The sequence below is a fragment of the Micromonospora sp. AMSO12t genome, from assembly GCF_008806585.1.
GTDB lineage: Bacteria > Actinomycetota > Actinomycetes > Mycobacteriales > Micromonosporaceae > Micromonospora > Micromonospora reichwaldensis.
In genome coordinates this window covers 22,934-49,067 of the sequence record NZ_WAAS01000009.1, presented here as the reverse complement: position 1 = coordinate 49,067, position 26,134 = coordinate 22,934, and the positions used below count along the sequence as shown (strand labels likewise).

The window sequence follows — 26,134 nt, the reverse complement described above, 5'->3', positions numbered from 1 at the left end:
GGTCACAGCCCTTCGGCCAGCGGGCCGAGGGCGAGCGCGGGCAGGAAGGTCAGCGCCACGAGGATCACCGTGACGCCGGCGACCATCGCGACGAACAGGGGCCGGTGGGTCGGCAGGGTGCCCTCGGAGGCGGGTACGGGTCGCTGGCGGGCCAGCGACCCGGCCAGGGCGAGCACGAAGATGATCGGCAGGAACCGGCCGAGCAGCATGCACACGCCCAGCGCGGTGTTCCACCAGGGCGTGCTCACGGTGATGCCGGCGAAGGCCGAGCCGTTGTTGTTGCTGGCGGAGGTGAACGCGTACAGCACCTCGGTGAGGGCGTGCGGGCCGACGTTCAGCGCGGTCGCGTGGTTGCCGGTGGCGAAGGCGGTGGCCGTGCCGATCAGCACGAGGGCGGGGGTGACCAGGAAGTACAGCGAGGCGAAGCGGATCTCGCGGGAGCCGATCCGCTTGCCCACGTACTCGGGGCTGCGGCCGACCATCAGCCCGGCCACGAACACCGTGATCACGGCGAGCACCAGCATCCCGTAGAGGCCGGCGCCGACGCCGCCCGGCGCGACCTCGCCGAGCATCATGTTGCCCAGCGTCATCATGCCGCCCAGCGCGGTGTACGAGTCGTGGAACGAGTTCACCGCCCCGGTCGACGTCAGCGTCGTCGCGGCGGCGAAGGTGGCCGAGTTCGACACGTCGAAGCGCACCTCCTTGCCCTCCATGGCGGCGCCGACGGCCTGCGGGACGGTGCCGCCCGCCGCGAGCTCGAAGACGTTTGTCAGCGTGACGCTCGCGAGCGCGAGGACGGCCATGACCGCGACGATCGCGTGGCCCTGCCGGGTCTGGCCGACCATCCGGCCGAACACGCGCGGCAGGCTGAACGGGATCAGCAGGATCAGGAAGATCTCGATCCAGTTCGTCCAGGGGCTCGGGTTCTCGAAGGGGTGCGCGCTGTTGGCGTTGTAGAAGCCGCCGCCGTTGGTGCCGAGTTCCTTGATCACTTCCTGGCTGGCCACGGGCCCGCCGGTGACCGTCTGGGTCCCGCCGGTCAGGGTGGCGACCTCGGTGCCGCCGGAGAGGTTCTGCACCACCCCGCCGGCCATCAGCACCAGCGCGCCGAGGACCGCGACGGGCAGCAGGACCCGCAGCGTGATCCGGGTCAGGTCGACCCAGAAGTTGCCCAGCTCACCGGTGCGGCTGCGGGCGAAGCCGCGGACCAGGGCCACCGCCACGGCGATGCCGACGGCGGCGGAGACGAAGTTCTGCACCGCCAGGCCGGCCATCTGCACCAGGTGGCCCATCGTCGACTCGCCCGAGTACCACTGCCAGTTCGTGTTGGTCACGAACGACACCGCGGTGTTCCAGGCGCCGTGGGCGACGACCGGGTCGAGGCCGAGCGACAGCCACAGGTGGTCCTGCCAGCGCTGGAACGCGTACAGGAACAGGATCGACACGGCGGAGAAGGCGAGTACGGCGCGGGCGTACACGCCCCAGGTCTGGCCGGCGGCCGGGTCGACCCCGACCAGGCGGTAGATCCCCCGCTCGACGCGCGAGTGCCGGGTTCCGGCGACCACCCGGTGCAGGTGGTCGCCGAACGGGCGGTGGACGACGACCAGGGCCGCCACCAGGGACAGGACGAAGAGGGCGCCGGCTGTCGTGGCGGACATCAGAAGCGCTCGGGGAACAGCAGCGCGACCACCATGAACACACCCAGTCCCAGCGCCAGCACCAGGCCGACGGCATCGACGACGTTCACAGCTTCTCCACGCCCCTCACCACGAGGGCGAGTGCGGCGAACAGCCCCACCGTCACCAGGACGAACACCACGTCGGACACACTGACTCCTCTGCCGGAACCGCTCGTCACGACCGCCTTCCGGCCGTGCCGGGCAATCGAAACTCCGTGCCCGCGCGAGGGACAGGGGTCATCACGCGATCATGACGGCGGCGGCGCGTTTCTTGACGCGCTCTTCACGCGGCCGGGTTGCGGCGGTGACGCCGCTCACCGGCGCCCCCTCCGCCGGAGCACGCGGACGGGACGCGGCAGCCGGGCGAGGTCCGACAACCGGCCGGACGGGGACGGGCGTCAGCCAGGCGGGCGGACGTCAGCCAGGCGTGCAGGCGTGGGTCACTCGGGCGGGCGTCAGCCGGGCGTGCAGGCGTGGGTCACTCGGGCGGGCGTCAGCCGGCCAGCCAGTTCCGGATCTCGTCGCCGTGCTCGTCGAGGCCCGGCGGCGGCAGGTCGTAGCGCGCCGGGGTGGCGCTCAGGCCGATCGGGTGGCGGATGCCGGGCACGCCGCCGGTGGTGACGACCGGGTCCAGCCCGAGTTCCCGCGCCAGGTCGACGCCCCCGGCGACCGTGTTGATCGGGGCGCACGGCACGCCCGCCGCGCGCAGGTCCCGGAACCACTCGTCGCGGCTGCGCAGGACCAGTCGCGCGACCAGGAGGGGCCGCAGTGCCTCCCGGTTGACCGTGCGGTCCTGGTTGCGCCCGAAGCGGGGGTCGTCGGGCAGTTCGGGCAGGCCGAGGACCTGGCACAGCTTGCGGAACTGGCCGTCGTTGCCGGCGATGACGACGAGGTCGCCGTCGGCGGTGGGCAGCGGTTCGTACGGGAACAGGCTCGGGTGCCCGTTGCCCATCCGGAACGGCGTCGCGCCGCCGGCGACGTGGCCGCTGGTCTGGTTGACCAGGCCGGACAGCGCGGAGGAGAGCAGGTCCACCTCGACGTGCTGGCCGGTGCCGCAGCGGTCGCGTTGGTGCAGGGCGGCGAGGATGCCGACGGCAGCGTGCAGGCCCGCGATCACGTCGAACACGGCGACCCCGGCCTTGTAGGGCGGGCCGTCCGGCTCGCCGGTGAGGCTCATCAGGCCGGACGCGGCCTGGACCACGAGGTCGTAGCCGGGCAGGTTGGCGCCGGCACCGGCGCCGAACCCGCTGATCGAGGCGTAGACGATCCGCTCGTTGACGGCGGCGACGCTGTCGTAGTCGAGGCCGAAGCGCCGCAGTCCGCCGGGCCGGAAGTTCTGGATCATGACGTCGGCGCGGCGGGCCAGTTCCCGGGCGACGGCCAGGTCGTCGGGGTCGGCGAGGTCGAGGGCGATGGACCGCTTGTTGCGGTTGACACCGAGGTAGTAGGTGGAGGTGCCCTCCCGCACGGGCGGCAGCCAGGTCCGGGTGTCGTCCCCGCCGGGCCCCTCGACCTTGACCACCTCGGCGCCGAGGTCGGCGAGGAGCATGGTCGCGTACGGTCCGGCGAGGATCCGGGAGAAGTCGGCCACGAGGATGCCGCTGAGCGGCCCGGACCCTTGCTCCCCCATCGCCGCTCCCCCTCCCGTCGACGCCACGGCCGGCGCGGCGGCGTCGTGGCACCTGCCGGGGGCGCGTGGCGATGGCAGGACCACGATGGCACAGCGGGCAAGACGGACGTCGGTCGCCCCGACGGTCCGGGCCGGGGGCGGATGGCGACGGGTCGTCGCCATCCGCCGAGCGGGTCAGCCCTTGCGCCACTTCTGGTTGGCGGTGCCGGCGCAGTCCCAGAGCTGGAGCTTCGCGCCGTCGGCGCTGTTCCACTCCCGGATGTCGACGCACCTGCCGGCCTGGATGTTGACCAGGTCACCGGTCGCGGTCAGGGTGAACCGCTGTGCGCCCGTGCCGTTGCACGTGTAGAGCTGGACGACCGCGCCGTTGCCGGTGGCGCCGCCGTCGACGTCCATGCACTTGTTGTTCTGGCTGCGCAGGGTGTCGCCGGTGAACGTCCACTTCTGCGCGGCGGTGCCGTTGCAGTTCCACATCTGCAACTGCGCGCGGTCGACGAAGTTCGAGTTCGGCACGTCGATGCACTTGTTGTTCCAGTTGCTCAGCACGGGCACCGCGCTGCCGGGGTTCCCCGGTCCGCCGCTCCCGGCGCCGAACGGGCTCAGGACGAGTCCGGCCGCGCGGGGGTCGCCGTCGTGGACCAGCGACTCGAACGCGCCGACGTCGTCGAAGGCGAAGGCGTACGCCCTGCCGTCGGTCATGTTGGCGTGGATGACGCGGGCGTAGTGGTTCGTCGGGTTGTTGCGGTAGAACTGGGCGGCGTCGGTGCTGGGCTGGGTGTCGATGGTGCCGAGCGTGCCCCGGTTCAGCGCGGCGCAGAGCGTCCGGGAGATCGGGCCGACGACCGGGTCGTTGGGTGCGGGCAGGTCCCCGTCGCAGCCCCAGACGCTCGCCGAGGAGGGCCGGTTGAAGGAGGCGACCCGCTGGCCGGCGCTGTTGGTGAAGGTCATGACGTTGCCCGAGGTCCGCCCGAAGTAGCGGGTGTTCGGCTGGTCGGCGAACGGCACCACGGTCAGCGTCCTGGTCGTGTACGCGTTCCAGGCCGACGCGATGTAGGAGTCCAGGTAGGTGGCGCTGAACAGGCCGGCGCCGGCCGCCTTGCCGGGCGCGAGGACCCGCAACACGGTCCCGTCGGAGCGGGTGTGGACCGTGTTGGCCCAGCCCGACTGGGACCGGATGCCCTCGATGATCGCGTTGCGGCCCCCGGCGACGACGTCGCCGGTGCGCTTGGTGACGCCGTTGGCTCCGGTCACCGTGACCGCGTGCGGCACCGCGAACATGTCGACCTGTGAGCTGTTGAGCCACAGCCCGGCGTCGTTGTAGGTGAACTCGCTCCAGTCGAACAGGATGTCGCGGTTGGCGTCGCCGGCCGCCCACGGGGCGGGTTGCACGAGGCCGTCCGGGGTGAGGAAGAACTTGAGCTTCTCGCCGAAGGAGAAGTAGACGCGGCCGGAGAACCCGCGCGGGAACCGGATGGTCGTGCTGCCGCCGTTTCCGGGCCCGGGGATGGACGCGTCCGGCGCGGGCGACGGCGGGAGCTGCCCGCCCGACCACGGGACGAAGGTGCCGCCCTGGTTGACGTAGCCGAGGCGGCCGCTGGAGAGCTGCACGCCGATCACGTAGAGGTGGACGGCCTCGCCCCGGCCGGTGCTGTTGGTGACCGTGACGGGCAGCAGCGCGGGGCCGACGGCGTGGGCGGGGGCTGCGGCGAGGGTCACCGGGACGGCGGCGACCAGCGCGGACACGGCGGCGAGCAGCCTTCTTCGAAGCTTCACGAAAGGTCCTCCTCGGGGTGGTGGGCCGCGCGAGAGAGCGCTCTCTCAGCGTCGGGCCGAGGCGGCTCTCCTGTCAATAGACACAAACCAATGCGACCCCCGCACCGGGCTCGCGGACCGTCTACTCCGGGTGGAAGGTGGCGGAGGCGCGGTCGGCGTCGCCGCGGAAGAGCGTCGAGCCGTCGTCGCGCTCGACGCACAGGGCGACGTCGCGGTGGCGCAGGTGGTGATGAAGTGGATCTCCGGCGGGATCAGCGCCGTGGCGGGGCGGCGACGCTGCGACGGGAGACCAGGGAGGGCGCGACCGTCTGCCGCAGCGGGCCGGCGATGTCGGATTCCATCTGCGCCAGCAGCAGGTCCAGGCTCGCCCGGGCGACCGCGGCGAAGTCGGGCCGCACGGTGGTCAGCGGCGGGATGAAGTACGCCGCCTCGGGCACGTCGTCGAAGCCCACCAGGCTGATGTCGTCCGGCACCCGCCGGCCGTGCTCGTGCAACGCCCGCAGCACGCCGAGCGCCAGATGGTCGTTGGCGGTGAAGACCGCGGTGACCTCGGGCATCCGGGCCAGCATCTGTCCGCACCGGTACCCCGCTGCCGCCGACCAGTCCGCCGGCAGCAGCGGCGGCAACTCGGCGCCCGCCGCCTGCAACGTCTCCCGCCATCCGTCGATCCGGCCGGCGCTGTCGAACCAGTCCGCCGGCCCGGAGACATGCCAGACCGTCCGGTGCCCGGCGTCGAGGAGATGCTGCGTGGCGGCGCGGGCACCGGCGACCTGGTCGACCGTGACCAGGGGCACCGGACGGCGCGGGTCGCCGTCGACGGTGACCAGCGGAACGTCCTTGGGGAGCCGTTCGAGGGCCTCCCCCGCCGACTCGACCGGCGCGATCACCACGATGCCGGCGACCCGGTGCGCGAGGTGCCGCTCCACCGCCGCCGAGATGGACTGGTCGTCGAGGTCGCTCACGCTGCCGACGCTGACCGCGAACCCCGCCTCGGCGGCCGCCTGGTCCAGGGCCGCCAGCAGCGAGGCCGGGCCGTAGAGGGTGGTGTTCTGCGCGACCACCCCGATCACCTGGGACCGGCCGGTGACCAGCGCCCGCGCCGCGCGGTTGGGCCGGTAGCCGAGTTCCGCGATGGCCGCCTGGACCCGCAGCCGGGTCTGCTCGCGTACGTTCGGGTGCCCGTTGAGGACCCGGGACACCGTCTGGTGCGAGACGCCGGCGAGGCGAGCCACGTCCGTCATCGCAGGACCGCGCACGGCCACCTCACCTCTCCCGCCCGCCTCGTCCGGCGACTGCGCCACGTCCGACCTCGACGGAGCGCCTCAGTGACACGGAAACACCCTCGCCGCCGCCAGCCGGCGCGTGTCGGACGGCCGGGGCTGGACCGCCGACAGTCTACGTCAGCGGTACGCCGGCCCTGGTGGGGCTGAGCCGGCAACCGGGGCGCCTGCCCACGACATGGCCCGGCCGGCCGTCCCGCACCGGATGCTCCCGCGCGTCGTCACGCCGGATCGGCACCCCAGGCGGCGTGCACGAGGGCGGGAAGCACCTGGGCGGCCGGACCGCGCAGGTTCACGTCGGACACGGCGTCCAGGGGCGTCTCCTGCGGGTTGACCTGCAGCACGGTGGCGCCGAAGCGGGCAGCCACCTGGGGGATCTCGGCGGCGGGATACACCAGGCCCGAGGTGCCCACGGTCACCAGCAGGTCGCACGTGGACGCCGCCTCCACGGCGGCCTCCAACGCGGCGGTCGGCAACGCCTCACCGAACCACACCACCCCGGGCCGGACGGGGCCCGCGCAGTGCGCGCACCGGGGCGGAGGCACGCGCCGGCCGTCGTCCGGTTCCTCAACAGCCTCGTCCGGCATCGGCGCCGGAAGGGCGCAGGCCGAGCAGCGCGGCGCGAAGAGGCTGCCGTGCAGGTGGATCGGCGCGACCGAGCCGGCGCGCTCGTGCAGGTCGTCGACGTTCTGCGTGACGACGACCGCGCCGGGTACGCGTGCCTCGATCGCGGCCACGGCCACGTGACCGGCGTTCGGGCGGGCCCGCCGCACTGTGGCGCGTCGCCACTCGTACCAGCCCCAGACCAGCGCGGGATCCTCGCGGAACGCCTCCGGCGTGGCGAGCCGCTGCGCGTCGAAGCTGCGCCACAGGCCGGTGAGGGCGTCGCGGAAGGTCGGCACACCACTCTCCGCGGAGACGCCCGCGCCGGTGAAGATCACGACGCGCCGCGCCTGCGCCAACAGCGCTGCGGCCTCCCGCATCGACTGCTCCCCCATCTGACCTGCTCCCTTCGACCCGGTCCCGCTGGGCAAGACTAGTGCGGTCTCCGTGCCGGTCCAGCGGGGCAGCGCCGGACCGCTCGCCGGCTGCGGGCCCCGGCGGGCGGACGCCACGGGTCGGGCGGTTCAGTGCTGGGCGCGGGCGGCGAGGAAGCCGTCGACCGCGGCCAGGAACTCCGCCGGCCGGCTGGCGTGCACGTCGTGCCCGGCCGGGATCGTGACGAGGGTGGCGTCGGGCATCCGGTCGACCATCTCGGCGAGCAGCTGCTGCGGGATGGGGCTGTCCGGGCCGCCGCCGACCACCAGGGTCGGCACGTCGACGGCGTCGGTACGGTCCCACCAGGCCGGGTCGGGGTCGTTGAGCTGGGCGCGGATGGCGTTGACGGCGGCGAAGTCGAACGGCGTGGGCGCGTCCGGCGGGGGCAGGGGCGGCCGTTCGAGAGCGCCCGGTCGGGGTGCTGCCACGTCCTCCAGGATCAGGTGGGTGAGTCGGTGCGGGGCGGCCTCGGCGAGCAGGATCGCCACGGCCCCACCCATGGAGTGGCCGATCACCACGCACCGCTCGACCCCCACCGCGTCGAGGAACCCGACGAGGTCGTCGCGCATCGACTCGAGCGAGTACCGGCCGGGGTGGTCGCTGCGGCCGTGGCCGCGCAGGTCCAGCGCGTACACCCGGTGCCTGGCGGCGAGCGCGGCCAGGACGCCGTGCCAGTCGCGTTCGTCCTCGCCGAGGCCGTGCAGCAGCACCATGGGTGGGTCGGTCGAGTCGCCGGCGACGCGATAGGCCAGGGCCACTCCGTCGACCGTGACGGCCCGCAACGCCCCGATGTTCGACTCGTCCACGCGCCACACCGTATCGCCTGGGCCGGCGAGGCGTCGCCCCCGACCGCTGGAGGGCCGGGTGCGGGCGGCTCCCCGTCGTCGAGCGTGGGCGACGAACGCGACGCGCGGCCTTATTCGATAGTGCGCACTTCACCGGCTCACGCCGGTGCCGTTTTCCGGCACGCGGACCGGCCGGGCGTCGAGGGCGAACAAGCCGACCTGCGAATTTGCTCCACCGGCCGGCGCGAATCGCCGGAACGGTATCCGGAAATGGGAATCCCACGACACCGGGTGAGGCTGGTGTGATCGCGTACGGCCCGACAAGAATGGGCCAGGCGCTCCAGCGGAAAGGCGTGTCGTCCATGATTGCACCGAAGGTCGTGTCCCGGGACGAGTGGGTCGACGCCCGAAAGGAACTGCTCGACCGCGAAAAGGAGATCACCCGCCTGCGGGACAGGGTCACCGCACTCCGGCGCGAACTGCCGGCGGTCGCCGTCGAGAAGGACTACTCCTTCACCGGTCCCGCCGGCGCCGTCCGGCTGGCCGACATGTTCGAGGGACGACGACAGTTGATCGTCTACCACTTCATGTTCGATCCGGCATGGGCCGAGGGATGCACGAGCTGCTCCCTGCTGGTCGACAACTTCGGGCACCTCACGCACCTGCACGCCAGTGACACGACACTCGCCGTGGTCTCCCGCGCGCCGTTCACGACCCTCGCGGCCTTCAGGAGCCGGATGGGCTGGCGCTTTCCCTGGTATTCCTCGCACGGCAGCGACTTCAACTACGACTTCCACGTCACCATGGACCCGGCCGTCGCCCCGGTGGAATACAACTACAAGGACGCCGAGACCCTGGCGGCCCAGGGCCTCACCCACCACCTGCAGGGCGAAGCCCACGGCCTGAGCGTCTTCGTCCGCGACGGCGAACGGATCCTGCACACCTACTCCGTGTACGGCCGCGGCCTCGACCCGCTGCTGAACACGTACAACTATCTCGACCTCACGCCGCTGGGCCGGCAGCGTTACGTCAACGAGTTCCCCCACCACGACACCTACGACACGGACGCGGCCGGCAGCCACAGCCACTGACCACCCGCCGCCGACCGGCGGCGTCGGTCATTCGGGCACGCAGTTGTTGCTCTTGCGCCTGACCGTGTACTCGGTGTCGTCGTGGGTGATGCCCGACGGCGCCCCGTCGAAGTAGGCCTCGACCTTCTCCCAGCCCCGGCGCTGCTCGTAGTGCAGGTGCGGCGCCCCGGAGTTGCCGGTGCTGCCGACCCGCCCGATCTGCTCACCCTGGGCGACCCGCTGACCGACCCGGACCAGCGGCGGTTCGAGCAGGTGCAGGTACTGCGTCTCCCACTTGCCGCCGTGGTCGATCTTCACCCAGTAGCCGCCGCCGCGGCCACGCGGCCCGTCCGGGTCGTCGGGCGTACGGCCACCGAGCGATCCGTTGATCCCCGCCACGGTGACCTCCCCCGCGTAGGACGCGAGCACCGGCCGCCCCCACGCCCTGCCCTCGGTCGGGAACAGGTCCACGTCGTAGTCGTCGTGACCGGGATAGGTGCCCAGTTGCCACGTCTCCCCGCACGCGACGGGAAGCTGGAACAGCGGGCGCGGGCCCGCCGGCCGCACCAGCGGCACCACCACCGCGACGACGAGGACGGCGACGGCGAGGACCACCGCGACCGCGCCGGAGACGAGCACGATCCGGATGCGGCGGCTGCGGACGCGGCGGTGGGTGCGGGGGGTGGTGGGGCGACCGGTCGTCACCGGCCCGAGCATGGCAGACGCCGGCAAGGCGCCCCTCCCCGGGCGGCCGGCGTCACCCGCAGGCCCTTCGACGGTACGGCGGACCAACGCGGCGGTCGACGACCTGCACGCCCGACGGCTCCCCGGACGCACCAGGCGCGGCTTCGGCGATCCCGCGTGGCGCCCGCCCGCCGGTTGGCAGAGTGGGCGGGTGGCGATGAGCGCGTCGGCGGCCGGGCGGATCCGCGCCGCGGTGTCCGGGCGGATCCAGCCCGGCCCGGGCGGGGTGACACGCCTGGAACTGTTCCTCGACCTGGTCTTCGTCTACGCGTTCATCAACGTCACCGCGCTGATGTCGGCGAACTTCCACCCCGTCGGGCTGTTCGAGGGGTTCCTGGTGGTCGCGCTGCTGTGGCGGTGCTGGGCGTCGTACGCCTGGTTCGGCAACACCGTGCGTTTCGACCGGGGCGTCATGCCGCTGGTCGTCTTCGGGGCGGCGGCCGGCATCTTCGTGGTCGCTGTCACCCTGCCGGTGGCCTTCGCGGACCGGCCGGGTGGCCGGTGGGATCCCCTCGTCTTCGCCGTCGCGTTCGTCCTGGTGCGCCTCGTGCCGTTGGTGGTCACCACCCTCGCCGGGTTGAACGCCGGCGACCGGCCCCTGTTCACCCGACGCGCGTGGTTGCCGCTGTGCGTCACCTCGCCGCTGCTGCTGGTCGCCGCGTCCCTGCCGGCGCTGCTGCCGGACCGGCCGCCGGTGCGCCTCGCGCAGGTGGTGCTGTTCACCGTGGCCACCGCCGTCGACTACGCCGGCCTGGCGGGGCTCGGCTCGCGCGACTGGCGGCTCGGGTCCGTCGGGCACTGGGCGGAACGGCACAGCCTGATCGTGCTCGTCGCCCTCGGCGAGACGATCATCTCGATCGGCACCAGCCGGGGACTGGTCGGCGACCCGCCGATCACCTGGTCGGTGCTCGGCGGCTCGGCCCTCGGCGTCGTCGTGGTGATCATGCTGTGGTGGACCTACTTCGACCTCGCCCGGTTCGCCGCCGAACAGTCGCTGCGGCGTCTGCCCGGCGGCGCCACGTCGCTGGTGGGCCGCGACGCCTACGCGCTGCTGCACCTGCCGATGGTCGGCGGCCTGATCCTGCTCGCGCTCGGCCTCAAACACGCCCTGAGCGCGACGGAGGTGAGCACCGCCGGCCGCTGGGGCACGGGCAGCGTGCTCGCCCTGTACGGCGGGGCGCTGCTCTACCTGCTCGGGCTGCTGGCCTTCGAGAAGCGCGGGTTCGACCTGGTGGGGCGCAGCGTCGCGCTCGGCATCGGGCTGCTGCTGGCCGCCACACCGGTGGCCCTGAACACGCCGGCGCTGGGATCGCTGGGGATCCTCGCCGCCTGCCTGGGCACCGCCGTGATCGCCGACCGTACCGTCTTCGCGAGGCGGCACCGCCGGCTGCACGAGGCGGTCGCCGGCACGGTGCGGCGGGTGACGGCGGTCCGCCCCCACCAGCTCTTCCTCGACCTGATCGTCGTGTACGCGTTCATCCAGATCACCGTCCTGGTGACCCGTCAGCCGTCCCCGGCGGGGCTGGCGCAGGGCCTCGGTGTCCTGGCCCTGCTCTGGTGGTCCTGGTGCATGTACGCCTGGCTGGAGAGCGTGGCGCCCCGCGTCAGCACCCTGGTGCGGGCGACGGTGCTGGCGGCGGGCGCGTTGACCTTCGTGCTCGGCGTCGCCATCCCGCAGGCGTTCAGCCGCGTTCCCGGTGGGCTTCCCGGCCCGCTGATCGTGGTGGCCTGCTACGTGGCGCTGCGGGCGCTGCACCTCGCCGCGCTCTTCCGGGTCGCGAGGGGCGATCCGGTGCTGCGTGCCCAGGCGGCCCGGGCCGCCGTACCCACCGCGGCGGCGCTGGCGCTGCTGGTGGGCGCGACGCTGACCTTTCCCCCGCTCGGTCGGCCGATCCCCCCGGTCACCGCCGTGTGCTGGACGGCCGCGGTGGTGGTGGACCTGGCGGGCGGCTACCTGACCAGTGCCCGCGACCAGGGGATCCGCTCCATCGGGCAGTGGCCGCACCGGTACAACCTCGTCGTGCTCGTCGCCCTCGGGGAGGGGTTCATCTCCACCGGCGTCGCACTGGCCGACACGTCGATCTCAGCGGCTTCCCTGGTCACCGTCGCGTTGATCGTCACCCTGCTCGCCGCCCTGTGGTGGACGTACGTCGGCACCGACCGTGTCCTCGACCGGCGGCTGTCGCAGGTGTCGACCGGCCCTCGCGGCGCGGCCCTGGCCCGGGACGTCTACACCTACCTGCACCTGCTGACCGTCGCCGGTCTGATCCTGGTCGCCCTCGGCCTGACGACGGCGCTGGCCCAGGCGGCCCAGCGGCCGGGCGCGCCGCTGGCGTCGCTGGGACACGCCGCCCTGCACGGCGGCGTGCTCGTCTTCCTCGCCGCCGACCAGCTGATCTGGCGACGCGCGACGGGCCGGTTCTGCCGGCGACGGATGCTCGGGCTGCTGGTGGTGGCGCTCGCGGCTCCGGCGACCGCCGCGCTGCCCAGCCTCGCGTCGCTGATGCTGCTCGCGGCGGTCGGCGTCGCGGTCGCCACCACCACCTCGCTGCCCGCCGTCGCGCCGCCCGGCGGCCCTTGACCGGTGGACCGGCAGGACGGTGGTCGTCGGCAGGCGCCGGGCGGATAACGGGTCGGCGGGGCGGCCCCCCGACCGCCACAATGGTCGGCGTGCGGAGATCGACACGACGGCTGCTCGGCGAACTGGACGCGCTGGCCCACCCGGAGCGGATGGCGACGCTCGCCCGTCGCGCCCGCGAGGCGGCCGCCACGGGGGAGCTGCCGGAGATCCTGGCGGACCTGCGCGCCGAGGCGTCGTCGTACCACCGGTTCCTGGCCGTCACCGCCGCCGAGATCGTCGGCGACCACGCGGCGGTGCGGGCGGCGCTGGGCGACCGGCACGGCACGATCCGCGCGGTCGCCGTGAAGGCGGGCCTGCGCGCCGGCTGGCTCGCCGGCGACGACCTGCGCGCACTCGTCCGGGACGCGCCGGCCGACCTGCGTCACCTGGTCTACCGGTCGCTGCGGCACCTGCACCGGCCGGCGGTCGCCGACGACCTGGTCGACGGCGTGCTGGGGCGCTTCGGGGCCGTCGAGGCGGTCGCCCTGCTGCCCGCCTGTGGGGCGGACACCGTCCGCCGGCTGCTGCCGGTCGTCGAACACGCGTTGCCGGGCTCGGTCTGCCTGGCCCGTCGCCACGGCGACGTGGTGCTCGACCACGCCGAGTCGACGCTGCCCCACCTCCAACCCGACGAACGGGACCGCTGGTGGACGGCGCACGGCAAGAGGGTCCTGGTCGCCGGCCGGCGCCGACCGGAACGCGCGCTGACGCTGCTCGAACGGTACGCGCCCACCGGACACCTCCCCGGCGACCTCGCGCATTACGGCCCGCTCGCCGCGTCCGCGCCACGACGGGTGCTGGCCCTGCTGACCGCGCCGTCCCGCGCGGACTGGGTGGCTTACCAGTGGCTGCCCCCGGCGCTGCTGCGCCGGATCGCCCGGCTGCCGCAGGCGGACCTGGTCGCGCTGGGCCGGCGGGTACGCGGCCACAACAACGCCCTGGACCGGCTGTTGGGGGCGCTACCCCCGGCGCGCCGGGGCGACCTGTACGACGCCGTGTCCGCCGACGTCGAGACGGCCACCCGGATCCCCGACGCGTCGCTGATGGAGGTGCTGCCGCACGACTGGCGGGAGCGGGAGGCACGTCGGGTGCTCGCCCTCGACGACGTCCGCCACGACGAGGCGCAGGTGCGGTCGTGGAGCGCCCTGCTGCCCTGGCCGGCGGCGTCGGCGGCGCTCACCCCCGCCCTGCGCGCCGCCGACGCGCACGACCGGGCCGTCGCGTACCAGCTGCTCCTGGCCGCCGCCCGGCGCAGCCGCCACCCCGCGGCGGCGGCCGAGGCCCTGACCAGGCTGGATCGGCTGCGCAACGAGCAGGACCCGGTCCGGGCCGCGGCGCTGACGGAGCTGGCGGACCTGGCCCCGTTGCTGCGCGCGGACGCCGTCGAGGCGCTGGCCCGGATCACCGTCGACGCCACGACCACCCGCGACGCGTCGACACGCACCCTCGCCGCGCTCGGCACCCTCGCCGCCCGGGTGCTGGGTCGGCACGTCGACGAGCCGGCCCTGCTGCGGTGGGCGCTGGACACCCTCGACCGGCTCTTCGGCGGGCACCGGCTGCCGCCGCTCGGGCGGTTCGACGAGACGCTGCGCCGCGGCCAGGAGGTGCTGGTCTTCGCCCGGCTCCGCGGATGGGTCGAGGCCGGTATGGCCCGGGGGCAGTTCACCGCGTTGTTCGCGGTGACCCGGGCCCTGGGGCGGCGGGCCTGGCAGCTGCCCGAACTCCAGGAGCTGCTGCGCCGCGCGACGACCCCCGGCACCGTGGCCGCCGTCGTGCGGGAGGCCGTCGAGCTGTGGCTGGCCGACCCGAGGACCCGGGCGCAGCGCGTGGCGTACGTGCTGGACTCCGACAGCTCCACCGTCACCCTCCCCACGGTGTGGCGGACCGTCAGCGCCCGACGTACCGACCTGCTCGACCGGGTGCTGCGTCACCCGCCGAAGGGGGCCTTCCTCACCGCCGGCACCCGCTGGATTCCGGGCCGGCCGGTGCGCGTCGAGCGGTGGCTGCCCCGCCAACAGGAGGCGTTCGTGCGGCTGCAGGCGCGCCTCGCCGCCGACGCCGGCACCCCGCTGCACCACCGGGCCGCCGCCGTACGGGCCGCCGCGCGGGTGCCCGACGCCGGGCGGGAGCTGGTGCTGCGTCACGTCGGCTCGCCGAACGTGACCCTGGCCGAGGCGGCCCTGGAGGCGCTGCCGTGGACCGACCGGCCCGCCGAGGCGCTGCCGCTGCTGCTGTCGCACGCCGACGACGATCGGGCCAGGGTCGCCCTGTACGCCGCCACCCGCGCCGTCCGCTTCACCCGCCCGGCCGACCTGGTGGCCCCGCTGTCCGGCGTCGCCCTGGGGCGGGGCAAGGTGACCAGCCGCAAGCAGGCGGTCCGGCTGCTCGGCCGCTTCGGTCCCCCGGAGGCGATGGCGGTACTGGTGTCGGCGTGGCGCCAGCCCGGCCAGCACCGCGACGTACGGGCCGCGATCGTCGACGCCGCCCGGCAGCGGCTGCACGCGCCGGAGAGCTGGCCGATCCTCGAGGAGGCGATCGTCGGGAGCCGGGAGGAGTCGCTGGCCGTGCTGGCGACCCCGCCCGGCGGAATCGCCGCACCGGATCGCCCCCGCTACGCCGCCCTCGTCGCCCGGGCCTGCGCGAGCCCCGACCGGGAGTTCAGCCGGCTGGCCTGGCCCCGGCTCGTGCACTGGCTGCCCTGGGCGCCCGACCTCACCGGCCTGCTCACGGCGGCGCTTACCGACCTGGGCGGGCAGTACGACTGGCAGTCGGTGCGCCCGATGCTGACCGCGGTGCTCCGTCACCCGGACCGCGCCGAACGGGAGGTGCCCGTCGCCGCGCTGGACGCCCTCGTCCGGATCGACGGCGCCGACGCGGACCTCGGTGGCCCCGCCGGGGACCGCCTCGCCCGTCGGCGGATCGACGACATCGTGGCCACGGCGTCCTGGACGCTCGGGCCACTGGCCGACCCGGCGCCGGTCCGGCGGGCGGCGGCGGAGTTGGGCCGGCACCGCGCATACGTGGCCCAGGCGGGCACCCTGCTGACCAGCGCGCTGCCGTTGAGGGACACGACGTCGGCGCGGCTCACCGCCGAGATCCTCACGATCGCGGAGCTGGTGGCGGGTCGGCCGGCGCTCGCCGCCCGGCTCGCCCAGCTCCTCGCCCAGCGCACCGCCTCCCCGACGGCCCTGGACGCCGAGCCGATACTCGACACGGCTCGTACGCTCGCCGCCCGGGGTGAGGCCGCCACCGGCCTGTTCGCGGTGGCACTGGCCGCCGGCGGCAGGGCGTTCGGTTGGTCCGCTCCCTGGCGCGACGTGCTCCACCTGCTGCGCGGGCACCCGGTCGCCGATGTCCGCGACGCCGCCTTCGACATCTCGATGCAGGCGTGATGCTCGCCGGACCGCACCGATGGCACGGGTCAGCGGCGGTTCGCGGTCAGTCGTCGGCGGCGGGGATGTCCTGCGGCAGCAGCGTCCGCAGCTGCTCGGCGGTCGGCGCCGGTACGTCCCCGAGCCGTCCCGCCTGCCGTTCGATCATCGCGTTGAACAGCTTCCGCGCGCCCCGGCCGTTGCCGAACACCGGGTCGCGGACGGCCTCGACGAGCCGGTCCAGCAGGGCGTCGGCGGTCGGCCCGGTCAGGTCGTAGCCGTGCTGCCCGGCCAGCGCGGAGATGATGGCGAGCAGCTCGTCGGGGGCGTAGTCGACGAACTCGATGGTCTTGGTGAACCGGGACGCGAGGCCGGGGTTGGTGGCCAGGAACTGCACCATCTCGTCGGAGTAGCCGGCGACAATGACGACCGTCTCGTCCCGGTGGTCCTCCATCAGCTTCACCAGCGTGTCGATGGCCTCCAGCCCGAAGTCCGAGTTGGTGCCGAACGTGCGGGCCAGCGCGTACGCCTCGTCGACGAAGAGCACCCCGCCGATGGCCCGCGCGAAGGCCGCGGCGGTCTTCAGCGAGGTGCTGCCCAGGTACTCGCCCACCAGGTCGACCCGCGCCACCTCGACGACCTGCCCCTTGGTGAGGACGCCGAGCTGCGCGAGCAGCCGCCCGTAGATCCGCGCGACGGTCGTCTTCCCGGTGCCCGGTGAGCCGGCGAAGACGAGGTGCCGGCTCACCGGCGGCACCGGCAGGTTGGCCCTGCGGCGCTGTTCGCCGACCCGGATGAGCTGGACCAGCGTCCGCACGTCCCGCTTGACCGCGGCCAGGCCGATCATGCCGTCCAACTCCGCCAGCACGGCGTCGACGTCGACGTTGGCCGACGTCGGACGGGCGGGCACGCCTGCCTCGTCGGCGGAGCCGGCCCGGTCCCCGGGAGCCGGTACGACCGGGGCGGCCGGCTGTTCCGGGGCGGTCACCGACACCCGCGCACGGTCGGCGCCCCGGACGGACTCGCCGGCCACGTCGACGAACTCGCACCGGTCGACCAGCACCGGGGCGTCGGTCTCCACCTGCACGCCGTCGCCGCCGCAGGCGCGCAGCGTGCTGGCCCGCAGGGTCAGCCGGGACTGCTCCCGCAGCAGCATCCCGGAACCGGTGGTCCCGGTTACCGTGCTGGCGGTGAGGTGCAGGGCGGCCTCGCCCGCCCCGGTCACACCGACGGTGCCGCCGGAGAACACCGCGTCGGTGAGGGTGATCGCGATCGCGTCGGTGCCGACCAGCCCCACCGGGGCGTTCTCCACCCGGACGTTCGTACCGGTGAGCCGGCCCGCTCCTCCGGCGGCGATCCCGCTGCTCGTCGCGCCCCGGATGGTGGCGCCGTCGAGGCGGACGTCGGCCTCGACGGCGCCGTCGAGCACCACTCCCGCCTCGCCACCGTCGACCGTCAGGTCCGTCAGGGTGGGGTCGCCGCCCTGCACGATCACCCCGTAGCGGCCCGGAGCCTCGATCCGCACGCCGGTGTACCGGCCGGCGGCGGCCCGGACCAGCAGGGCGTCCTCCCGCGCCCGGCGCAGGACGCCGCCGCGCACCAGCGGCGCCGCCCCGTCGACCACGGCGATCGCGGGCAGCCGGCTGGCCGTCACGTCGCAGTCGGTGAACGTGCCCCGCGCACCGCTGACGTAGATGCCGTTGCGGCCGACGCCCTCGATCCGGCAGCGGCGCACGTCGGGCTCAGCGCCGCCGGAGACCTCGACGCCGCAGCCCTCCAGGTCCGTCAGCTCGCACTCCTCGACCAGCCCGCCGGCGGACCCGCTGAACACCAGCCCGCTGCCGCGTCCGCCGGAGACCCGGCACCGCCGCACCGTCGGCCGGGAGCGCCCGCCTGCCGTGACGGCCCCGATGCGTACGCCCGTGAAGTGGCAGTCCTCGACGGTGCCGCCACCGCCCTCGAAGGCATCGAAGCCCCGGTCGGTGTCCCGGACATGGCAGTGCCGCACGGTGGGCTGACTGTCCCGTTTGGACAGCACGGCGTACTCGTCGAGGTCCCACAGCCGGCAGTTCTCGACGACCCCGCTGCCGTCGACGAACGCCACGCCCCGACGCATCCCGCTGACGTCGCACATCCGCACGTGCGCGGTGCTCCGCTCGCAGAGCACGGCGTTGAAGGCCTGCCCGGTGACGACGCAGGACTCGATCGTCAGGCTGGCGCGGAGCGCCGACACCGTCGCCGGCGCGTCCGCGCTCCACGTGCGCAGGGTCAGCCCCTGGAGGACGACCTGAGCGTCCTCGCAGTACACGGCGGGGGCGGCGGCGCCGCTCTCCACCAGCACCGGTGGCCCGCCCGGTACGGCCGCGCGGATCGTGACCGCCTTGGCCCGTACGACGACCTGCCCGTCGTAGCGGCCCGGCTCCACGACGACGACCGCGCCGTGCGGTGCCGCCGCCACCGCCGCCCCGATGTCCCGGTAGGCGTTCGCCCTGCTCAGCGAGACCAGCAGCGTCGGCACACCCACTTGACCCGTCCCCCCGCCCAGGCCGCGCCACCGACGGCGGCGAGGCACCAGGAGCATAGATCGGGCCTGCCCCCGTTCGCGGCCACGGGGGCCGCGAACGGGGGGCGCCCACGCCCGTCCGGTCCCGGCGCGACGGCCGCACGGCCTGCGCGGCCCCCGTGCTCAGAAGTCGTCGTCGAAGGCCACCGTGCCGCTCACCCCGACCTGGTACGCCGACACGCGTCGCTCGAAGAAGTTCGACAGCTCCTGGACGTCCTGCAACTCCATGAACGCGAACGGGTTGGTCGACCCGTAGTGGGCGGGGATGCCGAGCTGCGCGAGCCGCCGGTCGGCGACGTGTTGCAGGTACTCGCGCATGTCGACCAGGGACAGCCCGGGCACGCCCTGGCCGAGCAGGTCCTCGGCGAACTGGACCTCGCACTCGACGGCCTCGGCGAGCATCTGCCGCACCTGAGCGGCCAGCTCGTCGTCGAACAGGTCCGGCTCCTCCCCCCGTACCGTCTCCACCACGTCGAAGGCGAAGGCCATGTGCATGGACTCGTCGCGGAACACCCAGTTGGTGCCGGACGCCAGGCCGTGCAGCAGCCCCCGCGAGCGCAGGAAGTAGACGTAGGCGAAGGCGCCGTAGAAGAACAGCCCCTCGATGCAGGCGGCGAAGCAGATCAGGTTGAGCAGGAAGGCCCGCCGGTCCTCCCGGGTACGCAGCTGGCGCAGTTCGCCCAGCGAGTCGATCCAGCGGAAGCAGAACTCGGCCTTGCGCCGGATCGACGGGATGTTCTCGATGGCCGCGAACGCGGCGAAGCGTTCGGCCTCGTCGGGCACGTAGGTGTCGAGCAGGTTCAGGTAGAACTGGACGTGCACGGCCTCCTCGAACAGCTGCCGCGACAGGTAGAGCCGGCCCTCCGGCGAGTTGACGTGCTGGTACAGGTTGAGCACGAGGTTGTTGGCGACGATGGTGTCGCCGGTGGCGAAGAACGCGACGAGGCGGCTGACCAGGTGCCGCTCGGCCGGGGAGAGCCGGTCGAGGTCGGCGAGGTCGGCGTGCAGGTCGACCTCCTCCACCGTCCACGTGTTGCGGATGGCGTCGCGGAAGCGGTCGAAGAAGTGCGGGTAGCGCATCGGGCGCAGGGTGAGATCCATCCCCGGGTCGAGCAGCATGTGTGTGGTCCTCGGTTCGCTGGTGGTCGGGGTGGTCACTGGCAGGCCTCGCACGACTCGGGGTTCTCCAGGGAGCAGGCCAGCGCCTCGTCCACGGTCGTCACCGGCGCGACGACACCGGCGGCACGGGCCGGTCCGACCGGCGCGACGGTGGCCTGCTGGATCCGGGTGGCCGGCCGCGACCGCAGGTAGTACGTCGTCTTCAGCCCGGCCTTCCAGGCGTACAGGTACATCGAGGAGAGCTTGCCGATCGTCGGCGCGGCCAGGAACAGGTTCAGCGACTGCGACTGGTCGATGTACGGGGCGCGGGCCGCGGCCAGGTCGATCAACGCCCGCTGTGGCAGCTCCCACGCGGTACGGAACAGCTCCCGCACCTCGGCCGGCAGTTCCGCGACGTCCTGCACGGAGCCCTCGGCGCGCTTGATCGCCGAACGGATCCGCTCCGTCCACAGGCCACGCGCCTTCAACTCCCGCACGAGGGCGGTGTTGACCTGGAGGAACTCCCCCGACAGGGTCTCGCGCTTGAACAGGTTGGACACCTGCGGCTCGATGCACTCGTAACAGCCGGCGATCGAGGCGATGGTGGCGGTCGGCGCGATCGCCACCAGCAGCGAGTTGCGCAGCCCGTACGCGGCGACGCGCTCCCGCAGCGCGCTCCACCGCGCCGTCTGGGTGCCCGTGACGCCCCACAGGTCGGGTTGCAGCTGCCCGCGCGCCGCCCGGGTCTGCCCGTACGCCGGGTGGGCGCCCGAGCGTCGCGCCAGGTCGGCGGAGGTCTCCAGGGCCGTCAGGTACAGCTCCTCGCTGATCCGGGTGGACAGCTCCCGGGCGGCCGGCGAGTCGAACGGCAGCCGCAGCGCGAAGAACACGTCCTGAAGGCCCATCAGCCCGAGCCCGACAGGTCGCCAGCGGGGGTTGCTCGCCGCCGCCTGCGCCGTCGGGTAGTAGTTGATGTCGATGACCCGGTCGAGGTACGTCACGGCGGTCCGGACGGTGGCGCGCAGCCGCTCCCAGTCGATGCCGCCCGCGCCCAGGTGGGCGGCGAGGTTGACCGAACCGAGGTTGCACACGGCGGTCTCGGCGTCGCTGGAGACCTCGACGATCTCGGTGCACAGGTTGGACAGGTGCACCACGTTGCCCGCCTCGGCGGTCTGGTTGCACAGCCGGTTCGCGGCATCCTTGAACGTCATCCACCCGTTGCCGGTCTGGGCGAGGGTACGCATCATCCGCCCGTACAGCTCCCGCGCCGGGACCTGCCGCACGTAGCGGCCCTGCTCCTCGGCGGCCCGGTACGCCGCGTCGAACTCCTCGCCCCACAGGTCCGGCAGCTCCGGCACCACGTCGGGGTCGAACAGCGACCACACCCCGTCGGACTCCACCCGCCGCATGAACTCGTCCGGGATCCAGTTGGCCAGGTTCAGGTTGTGGGTGCGCCGGGCGTCCTCGCCGGTGTTGTCGCGCAGTTGGAGGAACTCCTCGACGTCCGGGTGCCACGGCTCCAGGTAGACGCAGGCCGCGCCCTTGCGCCGGCCGCCCTGGTTGACCGCCGCCACCGAGGCGTCGAGCGTCCGCAGCCACGGCACGATCCCGTTGGACTGCCCGTTGGTGCCCCTGATCAGCGCGCCCCGGGAGCGGACCCGGGAGAACGCGATGCCGATGCCACCGGCGAACTTCGACAGGTTCGCCACCTGCGCGTACCGCTGGTAGATCGAGTCCAGTTCGTCGCGCGGGGAGTCGACCAGGTAGCAGGAGGACATCTGGGTGTGCCGGGTGCCGGAGTTGAACAGCGTCGGCGAACTCGGCAGGTACGCCAGGCTCGACATCAACCGGTAGAACCCGATCGCCTCGTCCGGTGCCTGCGACAGGCCGCAGGACACGCGCAGCAGCCAGTACTGCGGGGTCTCCAGCACCAGCCGGCTCGTCGGGTGGCGCAGCAGGTACCGGTCGTAGACCGTACGCAGCCCGAAGTACTCGAAGCGCAGGTCGCCGCGCGGGTCGACGGCGGCGTCGAGGGCGCCGGCGTGGGCGGCGACGAAGGCCGCGGTGTCGTCGCCGATCAGGCCCTCGGCGTGGCCGTGCCGGATCGCCTCGCTGAAGGAGCCGATGCCCTGCCGGCGGACCTCCTTGTCGACGTACCCGGCCAGCAGGCGGGCGGCCAGCCGCGAGTACTGCGGCTCCTCACCGATCATCTCCGCGGCGGTCTGGATGGACAGCCGGTCCAGTTCGGCAGTCGTCGCCCCGTCGTACAGGCCGCTGATCGTCCGGGTCGCCACCCGCAGCGGGTCGACGTCGGCGAGGTCGTCGGCCCACCGCTCGACCGCGCGGACGATCCGGTTGACGTCGACCGCCTCGGTGCCGCCGTCGCGCTTGCGGACCCGCATCTGCGGCCGCCGCTGGCCCACCACGACCGCATCGTCGGCCGGAAAAACCTCGGTGACTGTCACCACTCACTCCTCGCGAGCCTTGATCCCAGACGGATTTCCTGGGCACGCGGGGAGCGGACACCGACGACGACGCGCCGCAGGGCAACGCGTCGGGATGGCGTCGGCCGTCCCACGCGGCCTCGGACCGCCACACACCCGGAAGCGGGCGTACGGCGCACTGGCAGGTCTTCGGACTCGCGGGCGCGACCGGACTCGCCGGTCTCCTACTGGCCGTCGCTTCCCAGGCCGCTGGCGGCCCAGTGCTGATGACGGCGGTCGTTCCCACTCACCGCTGCGGGGCAGTCCCGGATTCCCACCGGGTTCCCTCTTGCCTCGACCACTCCGGATGAGCGGCCGAACCAGCTGCGCCGACACCATATATAGGGTTGGCGCCGTTGTCACACCCCACATGTCGGTCCCGGGCGTGTCGTCGGCGGCGCGGGTCACGCCCGTCGATCGCCGGCCAGAAGCCCGCGTCGATGCACCGACCCGCGCACCGGCGCACCGCGACGCGGTGCCGCTCTCTGCCGCAGCTCTCTGCCGGCCGCGCCCCGCAAACGGTGATCAGGACGCCATGGACCCTAAAGCCGCCGGGTCACGTCCATGGCGTCCTGATCACGTTCGGGTGGGTCTGTCGGCGCGCTGGTGGCGGTGGAGGAGGGCCGCAAGGCGTGGCGCGGCGACGCCTGCCGAACGCCCGGCCTCAGCCCGGCAGCGTTCCTAGACCCGGGTGACCCGGACGGCGTCGGCCACCACGTAGCCGGTGCTGCTGGTCCAGCGGCTGACCGCGACCAGGTTACGGTCGCCGGCGGCCAGCCCGAAGGTGCCCAGCGAGCGCCAGACGCCGCCGCTGGAGCGCTGGTCCACGTTGACGGTGCGGTTGCCCGAGGCGGTGACGACGACGTGCGGGGCCGAGCTGTTGTAGCCGGGGTCGGCCGGGTGCCGCACCTCGACGCGGTAGTTGCCGGCCGCCGGGATGTTCACCTTGAACCAGGCGGAGTCGCTGGCCAGCGTGGGGTTGGCGAAGCGGTAGTCGGCGCCGTAGCGCTGGGCGGAGTACGAGGAGGTCCCCCAGTTGGTGCTCGCCGTGAACCGTCCCGCCGTGGTGTTGTCCACGATGGTGCTGAACGTGGGCGGGTTGGGGGCGCTCAGGCCGAGGTAGGCGGCGATGCCCTCGGCGTGGCCACGGGCGGTGGCGGTGATGAAGTCGGCGCGCCTGAGCAGGTTCGAGTCGGCGACGGAGTCGATGAAGAGGTTCTCGGTCAGCACCGCGGGCATGGCCGACTCGCGCAGCATGTGGAAGTTCGCGGTCTTCAGCCCCCGATCGGTGACCCCACCGATCGTCCGCATGCCGCCGATCACCCTCGGGTGCAGGGCGTTGTGCAGATTGACGGTGGCGGCGTCCGACGTCGGGTAACGGTAGCTCTCGAAGCCGGTGCCACCGCCGGAGTTGATGTGCACGCTCACCAGCAGGTTCGCGCCCCACGCGTTGGCGTCGTCGGTGCGGTACGCCAGGCTGCGGGTGATGTCGGTCGTGCGGGACATCCGGACGTCCACGGCCCAGTTGGCCAGCAGGATGTTGCGCAGTTGCAGGGAGATGTCGAGCGTCAGGGCCTTCTCCTGCAGCCCGTTGCCGACCGCGCCGGGGTCGGTGCCGCCGTGGCCCGGGTCGATGTAGACCTTCGGCAACGCCGCCCACGCGGGGCCGGCGATGATGGGGACGGCCGCGGCGCCAGCGACGGCCGCCAACAGGGTACGCCGCCGAAGCGTCGGGTTGTCGAACATGTGCACCTCGTCATCGGGAGAGATCGACACTGCTCGGCAATATAGCGGGACATCGATACAACATGAAAGATGTCTACGTCCCTTGATCTGAGATCTGAAGGTTTCCTCCTACGGCCCGCCGGACCGCCGAGCCCGACCGCTGGCCGGCTGAGCGTGGGTGCGATCGCACGGCCGTCGTGCCGCGACCGCATCCCACGCCCAGGCGAGCACCCACTCACACCGATCCGCCGGCCCACCGAGCCGGTCGACGGCCCGCTTGAAGGGCCAACTCGACCGGGAGGCTCACGCCCCCGGAGCCTTCGTCCCGGCCGATCAGGGTTCGATCGGGCGGACCTGATCGCGGTACCGCTCGTAGAGGACGCGGTTGTGCGCGTCGCCCTGCGCGAGATTCGCGGATACGTGCACGGGCGGGTCGATGTCGCGGCCCAGCAACCGGCGGCAGACCAGTTCGGTGAGTAGCTGCGCGATGAGGACTCCGGTGAACGACGAGACCGCCCCGATCCGAACTCCTGGGGTGATCTCCAGCGCCGCGTCCCCCGCCGGCGCCTGGTTGTCGATCACCACATCCGCCAGGTCGGCGAGATGCGGTCCCTGGGTCGCACGGGCACCGGCCGAGCGAGTGTGTGCCAGTGAGGTGACCGCCACGATCGGATGGGAGCGCTCGCGGGCCAGCACCGCCATCTCGGTGACGGCGGCGTTGATTCCGGAGTTCGAGACGATCAGGAAGGCATCGTGCGCGGAGGGTGCGGCGAGCTGGTAGATCCGCTCGGCGAGGCCGGGCTCGCGCTCGTACGTCGGATCGAGGATCGGCCCCGGCTCGGCGCCACCGAACATCACGAGATCCTTGACCGCCAGCATGCTGACGGCGGCGAGCCCGCCGGCACGCCCCGCGAGTTCGAGGTTGACGATCCGCGAGTGGCCGGTCCCGAACGCCTGCAGGACACCACCGGCGGCGATGGCGTCGGCGACGAGCCCGGCCGCTGCCTCGATGGCGTCGAGCTGCGTTGACAGGACCTGTTCGAGTGCGGTCCGGGCGATGTTGGCGTAGGCAGGCTCAGGCATTGATCCTCCTGGAGTGGTCCCGGTTGCCGACGGCCGCCGCGACGGCCGCCACTGCGGCCTCGACGACGATCTCGCTGCTGCCCGAGGTGACCGGACTGGCATAGGTTTCGTAGCAGGGCTGCGTGTCACGGGCGGGTAGGTAGCCGAGGTAGCCGTTCGCGTAGCCGAGGACCACGACGTCCCGTGCCTGGTCCGGCGCCGCGGCCCGGATCGTCTCGCCCAGTTCCAGGAACAGTTCGCCGGGAACGGCCACGACCGTGACGCCGTCGAGGTCCACCGCCTCCACGTCGATCACGTACGGTTCCGTGCGTTGCCGGGCGGCCTGTTCCGCCGCGATCCGCAGCCCCTGCTGCATGACCCGGTGGATGCGTTCGTTCCCGCCCCCCGGCGGCGGGGTCTGACGCACGGCGACGTCGAGTTCCGCCGGCTGCTTCGGCGCGAGCGTCACCGTCCGCACGACCGGCGGGCGTACCGGCGGCGCCGCACCCTCGCCGACGCGCGGCGACACCGGTTCGACCCGGTCGGCCAGCCAGGCGCCGAGCCGGTCCGCCTCGTCGAGCCCCCGCCCCTGACGGGTGTGCCGGGTGCTGATGTCGCCGGCCGCACCGGTGGCGACGACCACCCACCGGTCCGGCGTGGCCAGCGCCCGGCGGATGCCGCCGTTGAGGTCCGCGCTCACATGGTTGTTGTCGGCGGGAAGGATGGTCGGGTGGACCGGTGAGACCACGACCAGCCCCACCACTTCGGTGCCCGCGGTGACCACGATGGTGTCGACGGGAATGTCCAGGGGAGCCGGATCAGCGACGTTACGGTGACCGGCCAGTTGGGGAACCAGCGTGCGGGCGGAGCCGAGTCGGGCGGCACGCTCGGACGCCACGGCAGACCGCGCGGCCACGAGGGACGCGGCTTCGAGCCGGTCGGCGACGTGCCGTGGCGTGGCGTCGCCGCCAGGGCTGCAGCCCGCCTCGGGGCTCGCGTGGGTGTGGGTGGCGGCGACCCAGCAGGACTGCACGCCGACGTCTCGCATGGCGGCCCGGATCCGGTCGACGACGTCGACGTTGACGCAGATCAGGTCCGCGACCACCAGGGCGAAGCGGTGGCCCTCGTCGGCGAAGGTCACGACATGGACCTCCAGCGGGTCGAGCACGTTCCGCACGCCGTCCGAGCGGTCGGCGTACCCACCCATGGGTTCC

General features: G+C 73.3%; 17 protein-coding genes and 1 riboswitch. Of the genes, 3 read left to right on the top strand and 14 right to left on the bottom strand.

What is annotated here, in order from left to right:
- Window positions 1-2 precede the first annotated feature (2 nt).
- The 7 genes from kdpA to F6X68_RS02620 form a co-directional block, all read right to left on the bottom strand.
- Window positions 3-1,658 carry a potassium-transporting ATPase subunit KdpA gene (gene kdpA / locus F6X68_RS02650; RefSeq protein ID WP_151452734.1) on the bottom strand — a complete coding sequence of 552 codons (1,656 nt, stop codon included), beginning with the start codon at window positions 1,656-1,658 and terminating at the stop codon, window positions 3-5.
- The gene (gene kdpF / locus F6X68_RS02645) at window positions 1,658-1,747 is read right to left on the bottom strand and encodes a K(+)-transporting ATPase subunit F (RefSeq protein WP_151452733.1); all 90 of its coding nucleotides are present in this window, start codon (window positions 1,745-1,747) and stop codon (window positions 1,658-1,660) included. The genes kdpA and kdpF overlap by 1 nt, the downstream gene beginning before the upstream one ends.
- A 424-nt stretch (window positions 1,748-2,171) precedes the next feature.
- Entirely contained in the window at window positions 2,172-3,308 is a 1,137-nt protein-coding gene (locus F6X68_RS02640; RefSeq protein WP_151452732.1) for a CaiB/BaiF CoA-transferase family protein, read from the bottom strand.
- Between the two features lie 174 nt (window positions 3,309-3,482).
- Window positions 3,483-5,081 carry a beta-1,3-glucanase family protein gene (locus tag F6X68_RS02635; protein ID WP_151452731.1) on the bottom strand — a complete coding sequence of 533 codons (1,599 nt, stop codon included), beginning with the start codon at window positions 5,079-5,081 and terminating at the stop codon, window positions 3,483-3,485.
- Window positions 5,082-5,332: 251 nt separating this feature from the next.
- A complete protein-coding gene (locus F6X68_RS02630; protein WP_192581253.1) occupies window positions 5,333-6,322 on the bottom strand; it encodes a LacI family DNA-binding transcriptional regulator in 990 nt (329 codons plus the stop codon).
- A 260-nt stretch (window positions 6,323-6,582) separates the two neighbouring features.
- The gene (locus F6X68_RS02625; RefSeq protein WP_151452729.1) at window positions 6,583-7,359 is read right to left on the bottom strand and encodes an NAD-dependent deacylase; all 777 of its coding nucleotides are present in this window, start codon (window positions 7,357-7,359) and stop codon (window positions 6,583-6,585) included.
- Window positions 7,360-7,488: 129 nt separating this feature from the next.
- Window positions 7,489-8,112 (bottom strand): alpha/beta fold hydrolase, encoded by a 624-nt coding sequence (locus tag F6X68_RS02620; protein WP_151452744.1) that lies wholly within the window; start codon window positions 8,110-8,112, stop codon window positions 7,489-7,491.
- A 434-nt stretch (window positions 8,113-8,546) separates the two neighbouring features.
- Between F6X68_RS02620 and F6X68_RS02615 the strand changes: the two genes are divergently transcribed.
- The gene (locus F6X68_RS02615) at window positions 8,547-9,275 is read left to right on the top strand and encodes a DUF899 domain-containing protein (protein ID WP_151452728.1); all 729 of its coding nucleotides are present in this window, start codon (window positions 8,547-8,549) and stop codon (window positions 9,273-9,275) included.
- 27 nt (window positions 9,276-9,302) lie between these two features.
- Here the strand turns inward: F6X68_RS02615 and F6X68_RS02610 are convergent, their stop codons facing one another.
- Entirely contained in the window at window positions 9,303-9,971 is a 669-nt protein-coding gene (locus F6X68_RS02610; protein WP_151452727.1) for a M23 family metallopeptidase, read from the bottom strand.
- 184 nt (window positions 9,972-10,155) lie between these two features.
- Between F6X68_RS02610 and F6X68_RS02605 the strand changes: the two genes are divergently transcribed.
- Both F6X68_RS02605 and F6X68_RS02600 read left to right on the top strand, forming a co-directional pair.
- Window positions 10,156-12,579: a low temperature requirement protein A gene (locus tag F6X68_RS02605; RefSeq protein WP_225851934.1), complete on the top strand. Its 2,424-nt coding sequence runs from the start codon at window positions 10,156-10,158 to the stop codon at window positions 12,577-12,579.
- Between the two features lie 80 nt (window positions 12,580-12,659).
- Window positions 12,660-16,010 carry a hypothetical protein gene (locus tag F6X68_RS02600; protein WP_151452725.1) on the top strand — a complete coding sequence of 1,117 codons (3,351 nt, stop codon included), beginning with the start codon at window positions 12,660-12,662 and terminating at the stop codon, window positions 16,008-16,010.
- A 46-nt stretch (window positions 16,011-16,056) separates the two neighbouring features.
- On the opposite strand, the gene F6X68_RS02595 is transcribed toward F6X68_RS02600, so the two are convergent.
- The 6 genes from F6X68_RS02595 to F6X68_RS02570 all read right to left on the bottom strand — a co-directional run bounded on the left by F6X68_RS02595 (window position 16,057) and on the right by F6X68_RS02570 (window position 26,127).
- Window positions 16,057-18,513 carry a right-handed parallel beta-helix repeat-containing protein gene (locus F6X68_RS02595; RefSeq protein ID WP_192581251.1) on the bottom strand — a complete coding sequence of 819 codons (2,457 nt, stop codon included), beginning with the start codon at window positions 18,511-18,513 and terminating at the stop codon, window positions 16,057-16,059.
- Between the two features lie 162 nt (window positions 18,514-18,675).
- On the bottom strand, window positions 18,676-19,671 hold the full coding sequence (locus F6X68_RS02590) for a ribonucleotide-diphosphate reductase subunit beta (protein WP_151452723.1): 996 nt from the start codon (window positions 19,669-19,671) through the stop codon (window positions 18,676-18,678).
- A 35-nt stretch (window positions 19,672-19,706) separates the two neighbouring features.
- Window positions 19,707-22,052, bottom strand: coding sequence for a ribonucleoside-diphosphate reductase subunit alpha (locus F6X68_RS02585; RefSeq protein WP_151452743.1), 2,346 nt, complete (start codon window positions 22,050-22,052; stop codon window positions 19,707-19,709).
- 204 nt (window positions 22,053-22,256) lie between these two features.
- Window positions 22,257-22,473, bottom strand: a riboswitch (cobalamin riboswitch).
- Between the two features lie 341 nt (window positions 22,474-22,814).
- Complete coding sequence (locus F6X68_RS02580) at window positions 22,815-23,909, bottom strand: N-acetylmuramoyl-L-alanine amidase (protein ID WP_225851933.1); 1,095 nt, start codon at window positions 23,907-23,909, stop codon at window positions 22,815-22,817.
- A 282-nt stretch (window positions 23,910-24,191) separates the two neighbouring features.
- Window positions 24,192-24,941, bottom strand: a complete 750-nt coding sequence (locus F6X68_RS02575; protein ID WP_151452722.1) for a sugar isomerase domain-containing protein — start codon at window positions 24,939-24,941, stop codon at window positions 24,192-24,194.
- Window positions 24,934-26,127 (bottom strand): hypothetical protein, encoded by a 1,194-nt coding sequence (locus F6X68_RS02570; protein WP_151452721.1) that lies wholly within the window; start codon window positions 26,125-26,127, stop codon window positions 24,934-24,936. Before F6X68_RS02570 ends, F6X68_RS02575 begins: the two co-directional genes overlap by 8 nt.
- Window positions 26,128-26,134 lie beyond the last annotated feature (7 nt).